The 17597-nt window shown below is 70.4% G+C and carries 18 protein-coding genes; 11 read left to right on the top strand and 7 right to left on the bottom strand.

What is annotated here, in order from left to right:
- Positions 1-170: 170 nt before the first annotated feature.
- The 3 genes from katG (at position 171) to ABD108_RS09630 (ending at position 3908) form a co-directional block, all read left to right on the top strand.
- Entirely contained in the window at positions 171-2381 is a 2211-nt protein-coding gene (gene katG, locus ABD108_RS09640) for a catalase/peroxidase HPI (RefSeq protein WP_343930145.1), read from the top strand.
- A 144-nt stretch (positions 2382-2525) separates the two neighbouring features.
- Positions 2526-3296, top strand: coding sequence for a thioesterase family protein (locus ABD108_RS09635; RefSeq protein WP_343930144.1), 771 nt, complete (start codon positions 2526-2528; stop codon positions 3294-3296).
- Positions 3297-3356: 60 nt separating this feature from the next.
- On the top strand, positions 3357-3908 hold the full coding sequence (locus ABD108_RS09630; protein WP_343930143.1) for an LGFP repeat-containing protein: 552 nt from the start codon (positions 3357-3359) through the stop codon (positions 3906-3908).
- 40 nt (positions 3909-3948) lie between these two features.
- On the opposite strand, the gene ABD108_RS09625 is transcribed toward ABD108_RS09630, so the two are convergent.
- A complete protein-coding gene (locus ABD108_RS09625; RefSeq protein WP_343930142.1) occupies positions 3949-4815 on the bottom strand; it encodes a class I SAM-dependent methyltransferase in 867 nt (288 codons plus the stop codon).
- Positions 4816-4971: 156 nt separating this feature from the next.
- On the opposite strand from ABD108_RS09625, the gene ABD108_RS09620 reads away from it, so the two are divergent.
- The 3 genes from ABD108_RS09620 to ABD108_RS09610 all read left to right on the top strand — a co-directional run bounded on the left by ABD108_RS09620 (position 4972) and on the right by ABD108_RS09610 (position 8333).
- On the top strand, positions 4972-6333 hold the full coding sequence (locus ABD108_RS09620) for a sugar transferase (RefSeq protein WP_220658725.1): 1362 nt from the start codon (positions 4972-4974) through the stop codon (positions 6331-6333).
- A 379-nt stretch (positions 6334-6712) separates the two neighbouring features.
- Positions 6713-7693 carry an amino acid--[acyl-carrier-protein] ligase gene (locus tag ABD108_RS09615; RefSeq protein WP_220658724.1) on the top strand — a complete coding sequence of 327 codons (981 nt, stop codon included), beginning with the start codon at positions 6713-6715 and terminating at the stop codon, positions 7691-7693.
- 67 nt (positions 7694-7760) lie between these two features.
- Positions 7761-8333: a YdcF family protein gene (locus tag ABD108_RS09610; RefSeq protein ID WP_305110490.1), complete on the top strand. Its 573-nt coding sequence runs from the start codon at positions 7761-7763 to the stop codon at positions 8331-8333.
- 20 nt (positions 8334-8353) lie between these two features.
- On the opposite strand, the gene ABD108_RS09605 is transcribed toward ABD108_RS09610, so the two are convergent.
- Together ABD108_RS09605 and ABD108_RS09600 are read right to left on the bottom strand one after the other, a co-directional pair.
- A complete protein-coding gene (locus ABD108_RS09605; RefSeq protein ID WP_343930141.1) occupies positions 8354-9571 on the bottom strand; it encodes an APC family permease in 1218 nt (405 codons plus the stop codon).
- Positions 9568-10023 carry an SRPBCC family protein gene (locus tag ABD108_RS09600; RefSeq protein WP_305110488.1) on the bottom strand — a complete coding sequence of 152 codons (456 nt, stop codon included), beginning with the start codon at positions 10021-10023 and terminating at the stop codon, positions 9568-9570. Before ABD108_RS09600 ends, ABD108_RS09605 begins: the two co-directional genes overlap by 4 nt.
- Positions 10024-10157: 134 nt before the next feature.
- On the opposite strand from ABD108_RS09600, the gene ABD108_RS09595 reads away from it, so the two are divergent.
- From ABD108_RS09595 to ABD108_RS09580, 4 genes are all read left to right on the top strand, one after another.
- Complete coding sequence (locus tag ABD108_RS09595) at positions 10158-11324, top strand: zinc-binding dehydrogenase (RefSeq protein ID WP_343930140.1); 1167 nt, start codon at positions 10158-10160, stop codon at positions 11322-11324.
- 17 nt (positions 11325-11341) lie between these two features.
- Positions 11342-12217, top strand: a complete 876-nt coding sequence (locus ABD108_RS09590) for an exodeoxyribonuclease III (RefSeq protein WP_343930333.1) — start codon at positions 11342-11344, stop codon at positions 12215-12217.
- Between the two features lie 10 nt (positions 12218-12227).
- Positions 12228-12497 carry a hypothetical protein gene (locus ABD108_RS09585; RefSeq protein WP_343930139.1) on the top strand — a complete coding sequence of 90 codons (270 nt, stop codon included), beginning with the start codon at positions 12228-12230 and terminating at the stop codon, positions 12495-12497.
- Positions 12498-12592: 95 nt separating this feature from the next.
- On the top strand, positions 12593-13456 hold the full coding sequence (locus ABD108_RS09580) for a MetQ/NlpA family ABC transporter substrate-binding protein (RefSeq protein ID WP_343930138.1): 864 nt from the start codon (positions 12593-12595) through the stop codon (positions 13454-13456).
- Here the strand turns inward: ABD108_RS09580 and ABD108_RS09575 are convergent.
- The 4 genes from ABD108_RS09575 to ABD108_RS09560 are packed head-to-tail and all read right to left on the bottom strand — an operon-like array spanning position 13383 to position 17064.
- A complete protein-coding gene (locus tag ABD108_RS09575) occupies positions 13383-14567 on the bottom strand; it encodes a cation:proton antiporter (RefSeq protein ID WP_220658718.1) in 1185 nt (394 codons plus the stop codon). The genes ABD108_RS09580 and ABD108_RS09575 overlap by 74 nt on opposite strands.
- Before the next feature lie 10 nt (positions 14568-14577).
- Entirely contained in the window at positions 14578-15093 is a 516-nt protein-coding gene (locus ABD108_RS09570) for a hypothetical protein (RefSeq protein ID WP_220658717.1), read from the bottom strand.
- Complete coding sequence (locus ABD108_RS09565; protein ID WP_343930137.1) at positions 15090-16229, bottom strand: alpha-hydroxy-acid oxidizing protein; 1140 nt, start codon at positions 16227-16229, stop codon at positions 15090-15092. Before ABD108_RS09565 ends, ABD108_RS09570 begins: the two co-directional genes overlap by 4 nt.
- A 37-nt stretch (positions 16230-16266) precedes the next feature.
- Positions 16267-17064 (bottom strand): alpha/beta fold hydrolase, encoded by a 798-nt coding sequence (locus tag ABD108_RS09560; protein ID WP_305110485.1) that lies wholly within the window; start codon positions 17062-17064, stop codon positions 16267-16269.
- Between the two features lie 73 nt (positions 17065-17137).
- Here ABD108_RS09560 and ABD108_RS09555 point away from each other — a divergent pair, with 73 nt between their 5' ends.
- On the top strand, positions 17138-17581 hold the full coding sequence (locus tag ABD108_RS09555; protein ID WP_220658714.1) for a flavodoxin family protein: 444 nt from the start codon (positions 17138-17140) through the stop codon (positions 17579-17581).
- The last annotated feature ends 16 nt before the right edge of the window (positions 17582-17597 follow it).

Below are 17597 nucleotides of genomic sequence, written 5' to 3'. Positions count from 1 at the left end.
ACGAAATCTTGAATAATTCCAGAAAAGCTGGATTCTGTCGGTCGACGGACGTATGGTGGATCGCAAGCGACCTCCTCAGCCCCGCGCTCGGCCGCCATCGGCGGAGCGCATCGGAGGGCTCGCTGGCATTGCTGTACAGCCGAAAACACTCCCGTACCGAAAGGAACGTCGTGTCCGAGGAACAGACCCCCTTCCCCCAGTCCGAGTCCGGCGGCTGCCCCGTCGCGCACGGTTCGCTGCGTCCGCCCGTCGCCGGTGGCGACAACCGCGACTGGTGGCCCGATGAGATCAATCTCCGCGTGCTGGCGCACAATCCCGTCGAGGGCAATCCGATGGGTGCCGACTTCGACTACGCGGCGGAGGTTGCGACCCTCGACGTCGACGCCCTCAAGGCCGATCTCATCCAGGTGATGCACACCTCGCAGGACTGGTGGCCCGCCGACTTCGGTCACTACGGCCCCCTGTTCATCCGCATGTCCTGGCACTCGGCCGGGACCTACCGCACCGAGGACGGGCGCGGCGGCGGCGGAGCCGGCATGCAGCGCTTCGCGCCCCTCAACAGCTGGCCCGACAACGTGAGCCTGGACAAGTCGCGCCGCCTCCTGTGGCCCATCAAGCAGAAGTACGGCCGCAAGCTCTCGTGGGCCGATCTGCTGGTCTTCGCCGGCAACGTGGCCCTGGAGGACATGGGCTTCAAGACCGCCGGCTTCGCCTTCGGCCGCACCGATGAGTGGGAGCCGCAGGACGTCTACTGGGGTCCCGAGCACGAATGGCTGGGCACCGACGGCCGGTACACCGGCAAGCGCGATCTGGAACAGCCCCTGGGCGCCAGCACGATGGGCCTGATCTACGTCAACCCCGAAGGCCCCGAGGGAGTTCCGGACTACCTCGCGGCCGCCACCGACATCCGCGAGACCTTCGGCCGGATGGCGATGAACGATGTGGAGACGGCGGCGCTCATCGTCGGCGGCCACACCTTCGGCAAGACGCACGGCGCCGGCCCCGTCGAGAACGGCCCCGAGCCCGAGGCCGCTCCGATCGAGCAGCAGGGATTCGGCTGGAAGGGCGGCAACGGCACCGGTGTCGGCCCCGACGCCGTGACCAGCGGCATCGAGGTCACCTGGACGCACACGCCGACCAAGTGGGACAACAGCTTCCTGGAGATCCTCTACGGCAACGAGTGGGAGCTCACCAAGAGCCCCGCGGGCGCCCACCAGTGGAAGCCCAAGGACAACGGCTGGGCCAACTCGGTGCCCGACGCCTTCGGCACCGGCAAGACGCACCCGTCGATGCTCACCACCGACCTCACGATGCGGTTCGATCCGATCTACGGCGAGATCACCAAGCGCTGGCTCGAGCATCCGGAGGAGCTCGCGGAGGAGTTCGCCAAGGCCTGGTTCAAGCTGCTCCACCGCGATATGGGTCCGGTGTCCCGGTACGTCGGCCCACTGGTTCCGGCGACCACCGAGCTGTGGCAGGACCCGGTTCCCGCAGTGGATCATCCGCTGATCGACGATGCGGACGCCGAGGCGATCAAGCAGCGCGTCCTGGAGACGGGCCTGTCGTCGTCGCGCCTGATCAAGACCGCCTGGGCGGCGTTCGCGTCGTTCCGCGATTCGGACAAGCGCGGCGGCGCCAACGGCGGTCGCCTGCGGCTGCAGCCGCAGGCCGGCTGGGAGGTCAACGAGCCCGACGAGCTCGCCCAGGCGGTGCACGCCATCGAGGGTGTGGCACAGGCCTTCACGGCCGAGACGGGCAAGAAGGTCTCCTTCGCGGACACCCTCGTGCTGGCCGGCAATGCGGGTATCGAGAAGGCCGCCAAGGACGGTGGCGTCACGGTGAGCGTCCCGTTCACCCCGGGCCGCACGGATGCCTCCCAGGAGCAGACGGACATCGACTCCTTCTCGGTGCTCGAACCGAAGTGGGACGCCTTCCGCAACTTCGTGGCCAAGGGCGCGCCCCTGCCCGCCGAGTACCTGCTGGTGGACAAGGCCGAGCAGCTCGGCCTCACGGCGCCGGAGATGACGGTGCTGCTCGGCGGCCTGCGCGTGGTGGGGAACAACTTCGGCGAGTCGGCCGAGGGCGTCCTGACCGACCGTCCCGGCGCGCTCACCAACGACTTCTTCGTCAACCTGCTGGACATGTCCACCAAGTGGGCACCGGCATCGGACGACGACTCCTCGTACGTGGGCACCGACCGCGCCACGGGGACGAAGAAGTGGACCGCGAGCCGGGTGGACCTCGTCTTCGGCTCCAACTCCATCCTCCGGGCACTGGCCGAGGTGTACGCCACCGACGACGCCAAGGAGAAGTTCGTCAACGACTTCGTCGCCACGTGGACCAAGGTCTCGAACGCCGATCGGTTCGACGTCAAGAACTGACCGGCCGAGCACCGACCGGCAGTCCGGACGCCCCGCGTTTCTCACCGAACGCGGGGCGTCCGCGTCTCTCCACGACCCTAATTACGGTTACTACTCATTAACCTGATCGGCGGAACGCCGAGGTGGCGGGCGTATGCTCACGCCATGCCGTACTTCGAGCGAACCTCCGCCACCTCGTTCCGGCCCACCGAGCACGTGTCCGGTGGATGGAACACCGCCGAACAGCACATCGCTCCCCCGATGGGGCTGTTAGCCCACGTGGTGGAACAGGACCGCGACGCTCGCCGCGGCGACGATCTGCGGCTCGCGCGCCTGTCCTACGACATCCTCGGAACGCTGCCGATGGACGTCGTCGAGGTGGCGGTCGAGGTGATCCGGCCGGGCCGCACGATCGAATTGGTCGAGGCGCGGCTGAGCCACGGCGGCCGGGTCGGCCTCACGCTGCGCGCCTGGCTCCTCGATCGTCGCGATACGACGGCCATCGCCGGCTCGACGCTGGCCCCCATCCCCGCCGCCGAGGAGATGCCGGACTGGGACCCGACCACGGTCTGGCCCGGCGGCTTCATCGCCTCCACCCGGGCGCGGCGCGTGCGGCTCGCCCCGGGCGACGGCACGTACTGGATCGACAGCGCGGTACCCCTGCTCGACGACGAGCCGGTCGGTCCGGTGGCCCGCGCCGCCCGCCTGCTCGACATCGCCAACGGCATGACCGGCCGTCTGGACCCCCGCGAGGTGGCCTTTCCCAACCTCGATCTGACCGCTCACCTGTTCCGGGACCCTGTTGGCAATCGCATGGGTTTCAACACCCGGGTGTCGACCGGTACCGACGGTAGCGGCCTCACGACCTCGACGATTCACGACGTCGACGGGCCTTTCGGCACGGTCAATCAGATACAAACCGTGCGACCGCGCTGACACGATTGCGACATTGTGGTTACATTTTCACGTTCAATCCACGCTATTGAAGGAGCAAAGATGAACTCGAAGACCACCCGGACGGTCGGTGCAGTCGTCGCCGCCGCCGCACTGACGGTCAGCCTCACCGCCTGCAACCAGTCCAAGGACTCGTCGGGCGATTCGACGAGCAGCACGGCCGCCGCGGCCAGCACGTCCGAGGCCGGCGCCCCCACCGGCGCCTCCGAGTCGGCACCCGTGGTCCCGTCGACCACCATCCCGGCGGCGGATGACGGCGCCGCCGTCACCATCACCGACGCCCCGATCATCGCCGAGTACGCGCAGTACGGCTACGAGAAGGGCCACCTCGGCGGTCCGCTCGGACCGGTCGCCGACCTGCCGGACGGCAAGGGCAAGTTCCTCACCCTCAAGGGCGGCACCATCTACTGGAGCGAGGCCAGCGGCGCGCACGTCGTGCACGGCGTGATCGGCACCAAGTGGGGCGAGCAGGGCCACGAGAGCGGCAAGCTCGGCTACCCGACCAGCGACGAGAAGTCCGAGGACGGCGCCATCAAGCAGACCTTCCAGAACGGCTCGATCACGTTCAAGGACGGCGTCGCGACGGTCTCCTAGGCCCGAAGCACCACCCGTTCATCCCGAGGGCCCGGCCCTCCTATCCTGCGATTCCCGTGTACACGGTGCGTGCAGCCAGCACGAAGACATCGTCGCGGCGCAGGACGGAGGCCGGGTCCTCGGCGTCGGTCAGGCGGTGCAGGGTGTGCGCATCGGAGGGGTCGAGGCGGTCACCGAGCCGCAGATAGCGGCCCAGCATCCGGGCGACCGCGGACCGCGCACCGTCGTCGAGCGGCGCGGGACGGTCCACGAGGAAGGTGCGGGCACGCACCTGAGTCAGACCGGCGGCGCGCAGGATGGCGGGCCAATCCTCGGGTTGCTCGACCGCATCGTCGAGGTCCGCACGCATGGCGGTGAAGCCCTCGGCGATCCGCGCGTCGAGCCGATCGAGCAGGGCCGGGCGGCCGATGCCGATGTCGCGGGGCAGGTAGCGGGTGGGCAGACCACCCTCGGCGATCGCGAGGACTCCGCCCGGCGCCAGCCTCCCGGCGAGCGCGGCCACGGCCGCCGCCTGGTCTCCCACGTGGTGCAGGGTCTGCGCCGACCAGATCAGATCGGCCTGCGGCAGCGCGGCGAACCCGGCCGGGAAGTCGACCCGGAGCGTGTCGATCGGATGCCCTCCCTGCGCGGCGCGACGCGCGGCGTGCGCGAGCAGGTCGGCCGATCCGTCGACCGCGGTCACCTGCGCCCGCGGGTACCGGCGCGCGAACTCGGCGGTGAACACGCCCGGGCCGGATCCGATGTCGAGGATGCGCGACGGTCCTGCTCCCGACCGCCGGGCATCGAGATCGTCGAGGGCCGCCGTGACGTACGGGAGGTAAACCTCCGCCTCGGATTCCAGCTCGGCCGTCATCGTCGCCCAGTCGCGGTCTCCCGGCAGGCCGTGCGCATGCTCGTGGTTCGTCATGGTTCCACGGTGCGCCCGCCGGGAACATTTCGGCAAGATTTCATGCTGTTTCGGCAAAGGCCAGGTCAGGGCCGCCTCACCACGATCGCAACGAGCACCGGCGGGTCGTGGGTATATTCGGTGTGTTGCGACAGCAGTCGCCGGTGGAGGGGGTGCATGAGCGGGAACGGACGATGGGGCGTTCGCGGCCGCCATCTGCGTCGCCACACCTGGCCGCTCGCGATGCTCGATTCGCTGACCGTCGCGGGTTTTCTCGGCTCCACCTACGTCCCCGGCGATTCGCCGTCGGCCCACGTTGCGAAGGTGGTTCTGGGTACGGCGCTGACGGTGGGCGTGTTCTACCTGTTCGGGCTCTACCGTGCGCGGATCACGCTGAGCGCGCTCGACACTCTCCCGCAGTTGGTGATCGCGGGGTGGCTGCTCGCCCCGCTCGCGATCACCCTGCACTGGGACGACGACCACCCCCTGGTGCCGCAGGTGTTGATGTGTTGGGCGAGCCTGCTCGCCCTGCGGATCGCCTATTACGCCGTGGTGCGCAAGCGGCGGGCCGCCCATCCGGAGGACGGTGCGCGCACCCTGGTGATCGGTGGCGGCAAGGTGGCCGGCGAACTGGTGCATTCGATGATCGAGTACCCGATGTACGGGTTGCGCCCGGTGCTGGTGATGGACGACGACCCGCTCGACCCGATGGTGTTCCCCACCGAGGTGATCCCCCGGCGACACGATCTCGCCGGGCTGATCCAGGAGCGCGACATCGAGACGGTGATCGTGGCCTTCTCCCGGGACCGGGATTCCACTCTGGTCGAGCCGCTGCGCGAGTGCGACACGCTCGACTGCGAGATCTACGTGGTGCCGCGGCTCTACGAGTTCGTGCACCAGGACCGGGACATGGACCGGATCCACACGATTCCGCTCGTGCTGGTGCGGCGGCTCGCGCTCCGCACCAGCCACTGGCGGGTCAAGCGCATCACCTCGCTGACGACCGCCTCGATCGGCCTTCTCCTGCTCTCGCCGCTCCTCGCGGTTGTCGCGCTCGCGATCAAGCTGGGGCAGCCCTCGGCACCGGTGCTCTTCCGGCAGACCCGCGTGGGCCAGGACGGCCGCCTGTTCACGCTGTACAAGTTCCGCACCATGGCTCCCGTGCCCGACGAGGTGTCCGATGCGGACTGGTCCTCCGACCGGGCCCAGGGGCTCGGCTCCTTCCTGCGCCGGTACTCGATCGACGAGTTGCCGCAACTGTGGAACGTGGTGCGCGGCGATATGTCGATGGTGGGTCCGCGGCCCGAGCGACCGCACTTCGTCGACCGCTTCCGCGTGGACATCCCCGCCTATCAGTCGCGGCACCGGGTGCACGCGGGCCTCACCGGATGGGCCGCGATCCACGGCTTGCGCGGCGATACCGACATCCGCGATCGCGCGTCCTACGACAACTTCTACATCGAGAACTGGAGCCTGTGGCTGGACACCAAGATCCTGCTGCTCACGGTGGCCTCCGTGGTCTTCGGCAAGGGACGCTGACCGCGGCACCGGACACTTCGCGACCGTAGCCCGGGCGGATCCGGTGTCGCGAAGGTCTGCTTGTCCAATACTCGCCGTGGAACCCGATCGCGAATCGGGACACGATAGCGAACATCACATTTCTCGCCGATTGTGATGCGCGGCGCTCACCGGGGCGGTGCCGGAGCAGCAGAATCAGCGGCGCGCCGTTTCCGGTCGGGGCTGATAGCAGCCAGATTTGCTCATCATGTTGTGAACTTCGCCGACACATCTCCCCGATCGAACGCCCGAGACTCGCCGACCCGCAACCTTTGCATTCGCGAGCCGTGCGGCTCCACGGTGTCGGTTGGCCTGCTAGCGTGAGTGGCGTTACAGTCACCGGCCTGGGAAGACGACGCACATGACTCTGACCGCGGCACCCCGCCATTCCGAAGAGATCGCCGAGCACGGCGGGTCCGGCATCAGCCCGCTGGACGAGCTGCACGAGCAGTTCCGCACCTCGCTGTTCGACGCTGGCCACCTCGTCCCCACCGGCATCGACGGCGTCTACGGCCGCGGCGCCGAATTCGAGAAGCTCGTCACCGCCGTCGACGCGCTCGTCGCGGACGCCATTCACGAAGTGCACGGCGGAGCCGCCACCGTGCTGGCCTTCCCGCCGGTGATGCCGCGACAGATCCTCGACAGCACCGATTACATCGCCTCCTTCCCGCACCTATCGGGTGCGGTGGCCACGTACAGCGGGGGCGACGCCGAGCATCGCCTCCTCCTGGCCGGTCGCGCGGCGGGCCACGACTGGGGCGGCTACCTCCGCTCCAGCGAGCTGGCGCTGGTGCCGTCCGCGTGCCACCCCGTCTTCCCCACGCTCACGGGCACCCTCCCCCGCGACGGCGCCTGGGTCGACGTCTCCGGCTACTGCTTCCGCAACGAGCCGTCGGCCGACCCCACGCGCCTGCAGACCTTCCGGATGCACGAGATCGTCCGGGTGGGCACCGAACGCGCGGCGATCGCGCACCGCGACAGCTGGGTGGCTCGCGCCGCCGATCTGCTCACCGACCTGGGGCTCACCGTCGAGAGCACCCCCGCCGTGGACCCGTTCTTCGGCCGTGGTGGCGCGGCCCTGGCCGCCGATCAGCGTGCGGACGATCTCAAGACGGAGCTCGTGGTGCGGATCTACGGCGACGACCAGCCGGGCGTGGCGGTCGCGTCGAGCAACTACCACCGCGACCATTTCGGCGCGCAGTTCGGCATCACCACGGTCGACGGCGCGGTGGCGCACAGTGCGTGCCTGGGCTTCGGCATCGAGCGCGTGGCGCTGGCCCTTCTCGCCACGCACGGCCTCGAGCGTGCGACCTGGCCCGGCGCGGTGAACGCGCAACTCTGAGCGACCGTCGCACGCCGAGTGACCACCCGGCTCCGCGTGTCGTGGCCGCCGCGGAGATACTTCTGTCGTGGGTAAACCGGTGAGGAGCGGCCGACTGAGCCGACGCGGTGCGATCGTCGCGGCCGTGGTCGTCGTGGTACTCGCACTCGTGGCCACGATGGTCGATCGTGCGTACGTCGCCCCACGGACCGCCGATCAGCTCGCCCGGGCCGACGCCATCGTGGTCCTGGGCGGCAATCCCTACGATCGTTTCGAGTACGGCCTCGAGCTGGCCTCCCGCGGGCTGGCTCCCCAGGTCGTCCTGTCGAATTCGGTGGGCGCCGCGGACTCCACGATGCAGGAACTGTGCGATCGGCCCATCCGCGATGTGAGCGTGACCTGTTTCCTGCCCGTGCCCTGGACCACTCGCGGCGAGGCACAGGAACTCAATCGGCTTGCCGCCGAACGGAACTGGCGGAGCGTGATCGTGGTGACCACCACCGCCCACGTGGAACGCGCGCGATTCATCCTCGAACGCTGCTCAGTCGCGACGCTGCAGATGACCGACTTCCCCGAGCGCAGAGCGCTCGGCGCCACCGTGTACGGCTGGGCTTACCAGACCGCGGGGTGGCTCAAGGCGCTCACGCAGACGGGCTGCTGATCACCGGGTGACCGCGGTGATCAGCGGGTGACCGCGTAGGCCACGGCGCCGGCCGCCAGCACCAGTAGTCCCACCGATACCGCGGTGGCCGGCAGCGACAACGCCACGAGCACACAGCCCACTGTTCCCACCGCGGGCACCACCCGCGACCGCGGGCGGGCGTCGAGCGTCCAGGCCGCAGCATTGGCGACCGCGTAGTACGCCAGCACCGCGAACGACGAGAACCCGATCGCCGACCCCGGATCCAGCGTGGCGGAGGCGATCACCACAACGACACCCACGACCAGTTCGGCACGCACGGGCACACCCCGGCGCGCGTCCACGACGGCCAGTCCGCGCGGCAGATGGCCGTCGCGGGACATCGCGACCACGGTCCGGGAGACCCCGAGCAGCAGGGCGAGCAGCGCTCCGATCGCCGCGACGCCGGCGGTCACGCGCACCACCGCAACGGCGCCGGGCAGACCCGCCGCGGTGGCGGCATCGGCGAGTGGGGCGGGCGACCAGGCGAGACCGCCGGCGCCCAGCACCGCGAGCAGCGCCACCGCGACCAGTGCGTACACCGTGAGCGCGATCGCGAGGGCCAGGAAGATCGCCCGCGGCAGTGTGCGGGACGGATCGCGCACCTCCTCGGCGAGCGTCGCGATCCGCGCATAGCCGGCGAAGGCGAAGAACAGCAGGCCGGCCGCCTGCAACACCCCGAACGGGCCACCGGCGGCACCGTCGAACAACCGAGCCGGATCGGCCGCCTCGGACGTGATGGCCGCGACGGCCAGCCCGACCAGGACGGCCACCACCACGGCGACCACGACGCGCGCGACCCGCGCCGAACGCTCGACACCCGCCAGATTGAGTGCGGTCAGCGCCGCCGCGGTCCCCGCGGCGACGGGATGTGCGTGCGCGGGCCACGCGTAGTACCCGACCGTGAGGGCCATGGCGGCGCACGACGCCGTCTTGCCGACGACGAAGCTCCACCCTGCCAGGTGCCCCCAGAAGGCTCCGAGCCGTTCGCGGCCGTAGACGTACGCGCCGCCGGAGCTGGGGTACACCACCGCCAGCCGCGCCGAACTGCTGGCGTTGCAGTAGGCCAGGGCCGCAGCCAGTGCCAAGCCGACCAGGAGCGCCGATCCGGCGGCGGCCGCGGCGGGACCGAAGACCGCGAAGACACCGGCACCGATCATCGCCGACAGGCCGACGGAGACCGCATCGCCGAGCCCCAGGCTGCGGCGTAGGTCCGTCACCGCTGTTCGGTGACCGCGGCCAGTCGTTCGAGCGAGGATGCGAGCCGGTCCGGGGTGGTGGCCCGGGCCCGCGGCAGCCGCTGCTCGTCGTGCAGGTCGGTCCAGTCGTAGGTGTGGGTGACCCGGGTACCGCCGTCGCCGAGCGGCGCCAGCTCGTACCGCCACAGATGACCGGGCGGCTGCTCCCCCACCGGCGAAGGGCGCCAGGCGATCCGACGTCCCTCCTCGAACTCGACGACGTGATTCGCCCGCACCTGCCCGTTCGTCAGGAGGGTCTCGAAGACGTCACCGGCCGCCCGCACCCGATGGCCGGGGGCCGACTCGGCGAGGTTGTCGTTCCCGTCCCATTCGGGCTGGCGGGCCGGATCGGCGATGAACTCGAACAGGACGTCCGCCGCGGCCGCGATATCGCGGGAGGCGGTGACGATGCGGGACTCTTCCGATGCGCTCACCTGCTCATCGAACCAGGTCCCCTCCCCGGCCGCCCAGGTTCCGGCTCAGCGGGAGCCGTGGGCGTGGTCGAACGGGGCCCGGTGGGCCGCCATGGGCCCGGTGGGCCTGTCGGACCGACGGATACAGTGGGTTCATGAAAGCTGTCGTCTGCACCGAGGGTCGGCTCACCGTCGAGGAGCTGCCCGCCCCGAGCCCCGCGCGCGGGCAGGTGTTGCTCAACGTCACCCGCACCGGGATCTGCGGCTCCGATCTGCACGCACGGCACCACGCAGACCTGGTCGCCGATCTCGCGGATCGTGCCGGCTACCCCGATCTCATGCGGATGAACCAGCGCGTCGTGCTCGGCCACGAGTTCGTTGGCACCGTCGCCGAGTACGGTCCCGGGTGCCGCAAGCGCTGGGCCGTGGGCACCCGCATCGTCGCGCTGCCCACCATCAAGGTCGGCAGCGAACCCCAGCTCGTGGGGCTGTCCGAGCGGGCGCCCGGTTCGTACGCCGAGCAGGTCCTCGTGCAGGAGTCGATGGCCATGGAGGTCCCGGCGAAGCTCTCCGATGAGGAGGCAGCCCTCACCGAGCCGATGGCCGTCGCCTGGCACGCGGTGCGCCGCGCCGAGGTGGGCCGTGGGCAGACCGCGATCGTGATCGGGTGCGGCCCCATCGGTCTCGCGGTGATCGCGATGCTCCGAGCCTCCGGCGTGAAGAAGATCGTGGCGAGCGACTTCTCGCCCGGCCGCCGCGCACTGGCGAAGAAGATGGGCGCCCACGTGGTGGTCGACCCGCGCACCGAACAGCCCTGGGACGCCTACGAGCCGGGCCGCAACGAGCTGCGGTCGGTCTCGGACCTGCTCGATCTCGGCGTGGACACGATGAACAAGCTGCGCCTGGTCCCCGGGCCGGTGCCGTGGTGGCACGTCTTCCGGTTCGCGGAGAAGTTCGGTGAGACCCCGGCCGGACCGGTCGTCTTCGAGTGCGTCGGCATCCCCGGCATGATCGACCAGCTGGTCAATTCCGCCCCGCTGCGGTCGCGCGTGGTGGTGGTGGGCGTGTGCATGGAGCCCGATACCTTCCAGCCGGCCATGGCGGGCAACAAGGAGATCGATCTGCGCTTCGTCTTCGGCTACGACCCGGGCGAGTTCCACGACACGCTGCAGATGATGGCGAACGGCAAGGTGGACGTGAAGCCGCTGATCACCGGCACCGTCGGCCTCGACGGCGTGGCCACGGCCTTCGACGCCCTCGGCGACCCCGAGACGCACGCGAAGATCCTCATCGACCCGTCGAGCACCGTCACCGAGCCCTGAACACCGACGACGGGACGCTGACCGTCGCCACGTTCAACGTCAACGGGATCCGGGCGGCGCGACGGCGCGGCTTCGACGCCTGGCTCGCCGGGCGCGGCGCCGATGTGGTGGCGCTGCAGGAACTGCGCTGCCCGCCCGACGCGGTGGGCGAGTTCCCCGGCTTCCACGCGGCGGTGGACTGCGGTTCGATCCCGGGGCGCAACGGCGTGGCGATCCTGACCCGCGCACCCGCGGCCGCGGTGCGAAGCTGGGCGACCCACCCGCCGCGCGCCCGGGGACTCGGGGCGTACGCGCACGAGGGCCGGTACATCGAGGTGGATCTCGCCGATGCACCCCTGACGGTGGCCTGCCTCTACCTGCCGAAGGGCGGCCTGCCCGCGCACTTGCAGCGACCGGGGAACATCCGCGACGTGCCGGACGACGGCGCGAAGTACCAGCGCAAGATGCGGTTCCTCGCGTCCTTCGCGCGCGAGCTGGACCGCAATCGCCGCGCCGCCCGCGCCGCGGGGCGTGAGTTCGTGCTGCTGGGCGACCTCAACGTGGCGCACCTGCCGCACGATGTGACCAATTGGCGTCCGGCGCAGAAGATGGAGGGCTTCCTGCCCGAGGAGCGCGCCTGGCTGGGGCAGCAGCTCGGCCCGCGCACCCTGGTCGACGTGGTACGGCGCCTGCACGGCGACCGGCCCGGGCCGCTGTCGTGGTGGAGCTGGGCGGGTGCATCGTTCACCAAGGACGTGGGCTGGCGGATCGATCACCACCTCGCCTCCCCCGGTCTCGCCGCCTCCGCGGTGTCCGTGACCGTCGACAAGGAGCCGTCGCCGGACGAACGCCTCTCCGATCACGCGCCGGTGGTCGTCGATTACGCCTTCCCCCGGAGCGGCCCGCGTCGGTAGTGTCGGAGTCATGTCCCTGTTCGCCGGCCTGCTGACGCAATTGACCTCCGCCCTCCGCGGCGCGGAGTCGGCATCGGAGAACCTGGAGCACGTCTTCGGCGGTTCGGCCACCGCCGCGCGGCTGCGCGGCTACGAGTGGGCGGTCCTCACCCTGCGCGATGCCGAGGTCTCCGCGTCCGAGACGCCCGTGCGCGCCATCCGCGAGCTCCGCCGGCACAACCGCGCGCTGTCCCTGCTCGGTGCCAAGGCCCTCGTGGACGAGGTCGTCGCCCGCGGCTGATCACCCACGCGCAGCGCTCGATTCGGAACCCCGATTCGGAACGCGGTGAGGGCAACACTTCCGGGCCGCCCGCGGTCCCGGAAGACTCAGTGGACGTGAAACGCATCCTCGCCGCCGTCGTCGTCCTGCTCACCCTCACCGCTACCGCCTGCTCGTCGACCGAGCCGGCGAACGAGATCAAACTCGGCGTGGTCGACATCGGCAAACCGCACTGGAAGGTGTTCACCGATCTCGCGAAGGAGAAGGGGTTCGCCGTGAAGCTGGTCTCCTTCTCGGACTACAACGCGCCGAATCCCGCGCTCGCCGATTCGTCGATCGACCTGAACCAGTTCCAACACGTGCGGTACCTGGCGGCCTACAACACCAAGAACACCGTCCGGCTCACGCCGGTGGGAGCCACGCAGATCTACCCGCTCCAGCTGTACTCGAAGAAGTACCGGTCGATCGACGCGCTGCCCGCGGGCGCCAGCGTGGGACTGTCGGACAATCCGGCGAATCAGATCCGGCCGCTGCTCAGCCTCAAGGCGGCGGGTCTGGTGACCTTCCGGGACGGCGCCGGCACGTGGAAGTCGACCCTGGCCGATGTGGACCGGGAGCGCTCGAAGGTCAAGCTCGTGACCTTGGACCCGACGCAGATCGGCCCCGCCCTCGACAGCCTGGACGCGGGCTTCGTGGACGACACCTTCGCCACCAAACTGGGCCTGACCACCAAGGATTCGATCTACACCGACGATCCGAACCGGCCCGACCTGGCGCAGTACGTGAACATCTTCGCCGCCCGCGAGAACGATCCGCGGATCGCCGATTACACGCGCCTGGCGGCGATCTACCACGACGACCGGGTGCACCGGGCCGTGGTCGCCGACGCCGGTGAAGCGGCGGTGTTCAGGACGGAGAGCCCGGAGCAGCTCCGGGCGACGTTGACGCAGACGGAGGAGGCCCTGAAGGCGCCGAAGTAGCGGCGCGGCCCGCGGCGATCGCCGCGCCACCGATGGTGACCAGCGCGCCCAGGATCAGTGCCGATCCCTCGCCCGCGGCGAACAGCCCGAGCTGCTCGCCGACGGTGACCGCGGCCACCGGAACCCCGATCTGGGCGGCGGCCAGCACTCCCAGCGGGATCGGCAGGCCGACGGCGCGCATGGCCACGTGCGCGGCGATCGCACCGAAGCCGAGGGCCAGGCCCAGCAGGATGAACTTCGGATTCTCCACCAGATCGCGCAGGTTCACCCGGGCGCCGAGCCAGACGAAGAACAGGGGCGCGAAGAAGCCCTCCTCGATGGCGAACAGCTGCGCCGCCATCCGCCGCGGCTCCCCCACGGCGGCCACCGCGAGTCCGAGCGCGAAGCCCGCCAGCATCACCGAGACGTGCATCGTGGTGGCGATCGCCGCCAGGATGAAGAGCGCCACCAGGCTGATCCGCAGCTGCAACGCGAATTCCCGCTCCGCGGAGAAGGCCTCCAGACGATCGCGCACGCCATTGTTCTCGGACCACCGCAGGATCAGGAACATGACGAACGCCGCCACGCCCACCGCGAGCGCCCCGAGCGCGGCGCGGCCCGCGGTCGGCGGGTCGATCACCAGGGGCAGGGCGACCACGCAGACGGTATCCGCGATCGCCACCTGCGCGGTGAGCGCGAGCACCGGCTTACCGGTCAGGTGATTGGAGTTGATGATCGGCAGCACCACCGCGGCCGAGGAGGAGGCCATCAGCACGGCGTACAGCGCGGCGTGGCCGGTGCCGAAGGCCGCGGCGAGGGCGGTACCCAGGACCGCGGCGATCACGCCGACCGCGGCGGCCCGGGCCGCGCCCGCACCCAGCGCCGAGCGGACCGCGGGGTCGCGCACGGGCACGTGGGTGCCGGCCACGAACATCACCAGGGCGAAGCCGATGTCGGCGAGGAAGGCGAAGGTGGGCTCGGTGGAGTCCAGCACCCGGAATCCCGTGGCGCCGAAGACCACGCCGGCCAGCATCGGCCCCAGGATGAGCGGCAGGTGCCAGGATTTGCGGGCCGCGAGCACGGGACCGAGCAGCCCCAGGGCGGTGACCAGCGCCAGTGTCGAAAAGGTCATTGCAAAGACGCTACTGGACGCGGGCCCGCCAGTACCCGCGAAGCTCCTGCTCGGACGCCGATCGTGCCGCGAGCACGCCGTCCTCGTCGTCGAGCAGGCACACGGTGCGCGAGGGCAGCACGCCCTCGGCGATGAGCTCGGCCTTCGCGCGCCGCATCGCCGCCACCAGGGCGTGCCCGTAGCGGGCGTACGCGGCGTCCCAGTCGGCCTCGTCGAGGCCCTCGACCGCATCGCACAGCCGGTCCTGCCACGCGTCCAGCGGCGGACGCCGAGCCCACGACTCATCGGACCGGGGCCATCCCTGCGGCTCCCACAGCCGTTCCGGCGGCACGGATTCGACGGTGCCGAGCGCCGGGTGGGGCAGATGGATCTCGCCGCCGGTCTCGGCGTGGAAGGCGGTGAGCGCGTAGGCGTAGGGCAGCTCACCGTCGGCCTGGTACCCCAGCGCCCGCGCCGCGGTTCGCAGCTCGGCGCAGACGGCGTCCTCGAAGCCGAACCAGTCGAACCGTGGGCCGGGCTCGGTCAACGCCGGACCACTGCGAGGTCGGCGAGCGTGGTCAGGCAGTCGGCCGCCATGGTGAGGTCGGCTTCGGCCAGCAGCGAGCGGATCACGTGCTCGACGCCGGCGGCGCCGCCGATCGTCAGGCCGTACACGTAGGGCCGCCCGATGCCGGCAAGGGTGGCGCCGAGGCCCACGACGCGCAGGATGTCGACGCCGTCGCGGATGCCGCTGTCGAAGGTGACGGGCAGTCCCGCGTCGAGTACTCCCTCGAGGTGACTGATCGCGGGCAGCCCGCCGTTGGCCTGGCGGCCGCCGTGATTGGAGCAGGCGATCGCGTCGATGCCCTCGGCCGCGGCGCGGCGGGCGTCCTCGGTGTGGCAGATGCCCTTGAGGATGATCGGCAGGTCGGTCAGCCGTCGGATGCGGGCCACATCGTCCCAGGAGAAGGTGGGCTTGCTGAACAGCGACGACCAGACGATCCCGGCGTGCAGCGGCGGCGGGGTGTCGGTGCCGCAGATCTCCAGGAACCGCGGATCGGTGAGGTAGTTCGCCAGGCACCGGCCGCGCAGGAACGGGATGTAGCCGTTGCCGAGGTCGCGGGGCCGCCACCCGAGCGAGCCGGTGTCCAGGGTGATGGTGATCGCGTCGAATCCGGCGGCGCCGGCGCGGCGCACCAGGTTGTCGGTGAGCTGATCGTCCTTCGTCGGGTACAGCTGGAAGGCCGCGAAGGAATCACCGCGGGCGTCGGCGATCTCCTCGAGCGGTGCCTCGGACAGCGTGGAGTACATCGCGGCCACTCCGAGCGCCTTCGCGGCGCGGGCCACCTCGAGATCGCCGCCCTCGTGGACGAGTCCGTTGACGCCGACGGGGCACAGCACGATCGGGGCGTCGAGTGTCCGGCCGAGGAAGGTGGTGGACAGGTCGCGCTCGCTGCGATCGCGCAGCATCCGGGGCACGAATCCGTACCGGCGCAGTTCGGTGACGTTGAGGTCCTGGGTGCTCTCGTCACCGGCGCCGCCGCGGACGTAGTCGAAGGTGGCGTGGTCGAGCACCTGCCGCGCGCGTTCTTCGAGGTCGGTGAAGGTGTAGGGGAAGCGGCGGTGCTTCGCGAGCAGCCCCTCCGCGTAGATGCCGTCCTGGAAGCTGCCGAAGTCCGCCATGCACGGACGGTAACAGCCGGTCAGTGGGTGCGATCGTTCACGGCGCGGTGAGGAAGTCCAGTGCGTCCGCGGTGGCCCGCGGCTCCTGCAGGTGGTAGCCGTGCCGCATCCCCGGATAGGAGCGCAGCGCGGCCCCACTGATGCGATCGCGCAGGATCGCCGCGTTGCCCGCGAGGCACATCCGGTCGTCGGCGCCCGTGAGGACGAGTGTGGGCGCCACGATCAGCGGGAGCGCCGCGGCGGCGTCGTGATCGGTGCTCGCCGCGAAGTGGGAGCGCTGCGCGGGCAGTGAGCGGGGCGCCGCGGTGATCGCCTCGGCGGCCTCCGGGTGCGCGGGCAGCCAGTCGGGGGTGAAAAACAGTTCGAGGAGCGCCTGCCGGTCGGAGCGGACGAGGATGCGCAGGACCTCGTCGGGGCGGGCCAGCCCGTGCCGGTCGCCCACGCTGGTGGCGCCGAGGATCAGCCGGCGCACGCGGTCGGGATGGTCCGCGGCGAGCCACTGGGCGGCGCGGCCGCCCATCGAGAAACCGTAGACGTCCGCCCGCTGGCCGATCGCCCCGTCGGCGCGTGCGGTGTCGAGCACGGCGAGCGCGTCGGCGGCGCAGTCCCGGGTGCTCCAGCCGCGGGGGAACCGGTCGTCGCTCTCCCCCACGCCCCGGTGGTCGAAGACGACGACGGGGCCGGCGGCGCGGAGGGAGTCGACGAGCGGCGCCCAGGACCGGGCGCCCAGCGCCTGCCCGGCGATGAGCAACAGTCCCGGGCCGGTCGCCTCCGGGGTCGCGGTGTGCACGGTGTAGGACAGTCGGGCCCCGTCGGGCGCCACGGCGAAGGGCATGCGACCAGCCTAGACAGGCCCGGACCCGGTGCCCTGCACGGTCCCGCGATTAGGGTGCCTTAAACTATTCGGCATGTCTGTTCACATCTTCTACGGCTCGTCGACGGGAACCGCCGAGGGCGCCGCGAACGCCATGTACGACGTTTTCGCTGGCACCGGCTCCGTCGAGGTCCACGACATGATGGACGGCGAGATCGACGCGCTGGACCCCGCGGACTTCCACGTCTTCTCGTGCGCCACGTACGGCGACGGCGAGTTGCCCGCCGGAACCACGGAGTTCTTCGAGGACCTCGTCGAGGCCGCCCCCGATCTGACCGGCCTGCGGTTCGCCGTCTTCGGCCTGGGCGATTCGATCTATGTCGACACCTACAACTTCGGTGGCAAGACCGTGGTCAAGCACCTCACCGACCTCGGCGCCACGCAGGTGGGCGAGCGCTTCGAGCACGACAACTCCGGCACCGACGACGCCAACGAGAAGGCCGTCGAGTGGGCCACGGGGATCGTCGGCCTCATCTGACCCGACCACGAACCAA

It is taken from the genome of Tsukamurella strandjordii, from assembly GCF_039525985.1.
Classification (GTDB): domain Bacteria; phylum Actinomycetota; class Actinomycetes; order Mycobacteriales; family Mycobacteriaceae; genus Tsukamurella; species Tsukamurella strandjordii.
Note: the sequence above shows the minus strand (reverse complement) of the source record. Positions and strands in the feature narration are given on the sequence as shown.

Bases quoted from the DNA above. Each gene is read 5' to 3' on its own strand.
- ABD108_RS09615 (WP_220658724.1), top strand. From the start codon at position 6,713: ATGACTCTGACCGCGGCACCCCGCCATTCCGAAGAGATCGCCGAGCAC.
- ABD108_RS09575 (WP_220658718.1), bottom strand. From the start codon at position 14,567: ATGACCTTTTCGACACTGGCGCTGGTCACCGCCCTGGGGCTGCTCGGT.
- ABD108_RS09595 (WP_343930140.1), top strand. From the start codon at position 10,158: ATGAAAGCTGTCGTCTGCACCGAGGGTCGGCTCACCGTCGAGGAGCTG.
- ABD108_RS09560 (WP_305110485.1), bottom strand. From the start codon at position 17,064: ATGCCCTTCGCCGTGGCGCCCGACGGGGCCCGACTGTCCTACACCGTG.
- ABD108_RS09565 (WP_343930137.1), bottom strand. From the start codon at position 16,229: ATGGCGGACTTCGGCAGCTTCCAGGACGGCATCTACGCGGAGGGGCTG.
- ABD108_RS09630 (WP_343930143.1), top strand. From the start codon at position 3,357: ATGAACTCGAAGACCACCCGGACGGTCGGTGCAGTCGTCGCCGCCGCC.
- ABD108_RS09625 (WP_343930142.1), bottom strand. From the start codon at position 4,815: ATGACGAACCACGAGCATGCGCACGGCCTGCCGGGAGACCGCGACTGG.
- ABD108_RS09635 (WP_343930144.1), top strand. From the start codon at position 2,526: ATGCCGTACTTCGAGCGAACCTCCGCCACCTCGTTCCGGCCCACCGAG.
- ABD108_RS09620 (WP_220658725.1), top strand. From the start codon at position 4,972: ATGAGCGGGAACGGACGATGGGGCGTTCGCGGCCGCCATCTGCGTCGC.
- ABD108_RS09585 (WP_343930139.1), top strand. From the start codon at position 12,228: ATGTCCCTGTTCGCCGGCCTGCTGACGCAATTGACCTCCGCCCTCCGC.
- ABD108_RS09555 (WP_220658714.1), top strand. From the start codon at position 17,138: ATGTCTGTTCACATCTTCTACGGCTCGTCGACGGGAACCGCCGAGGGC.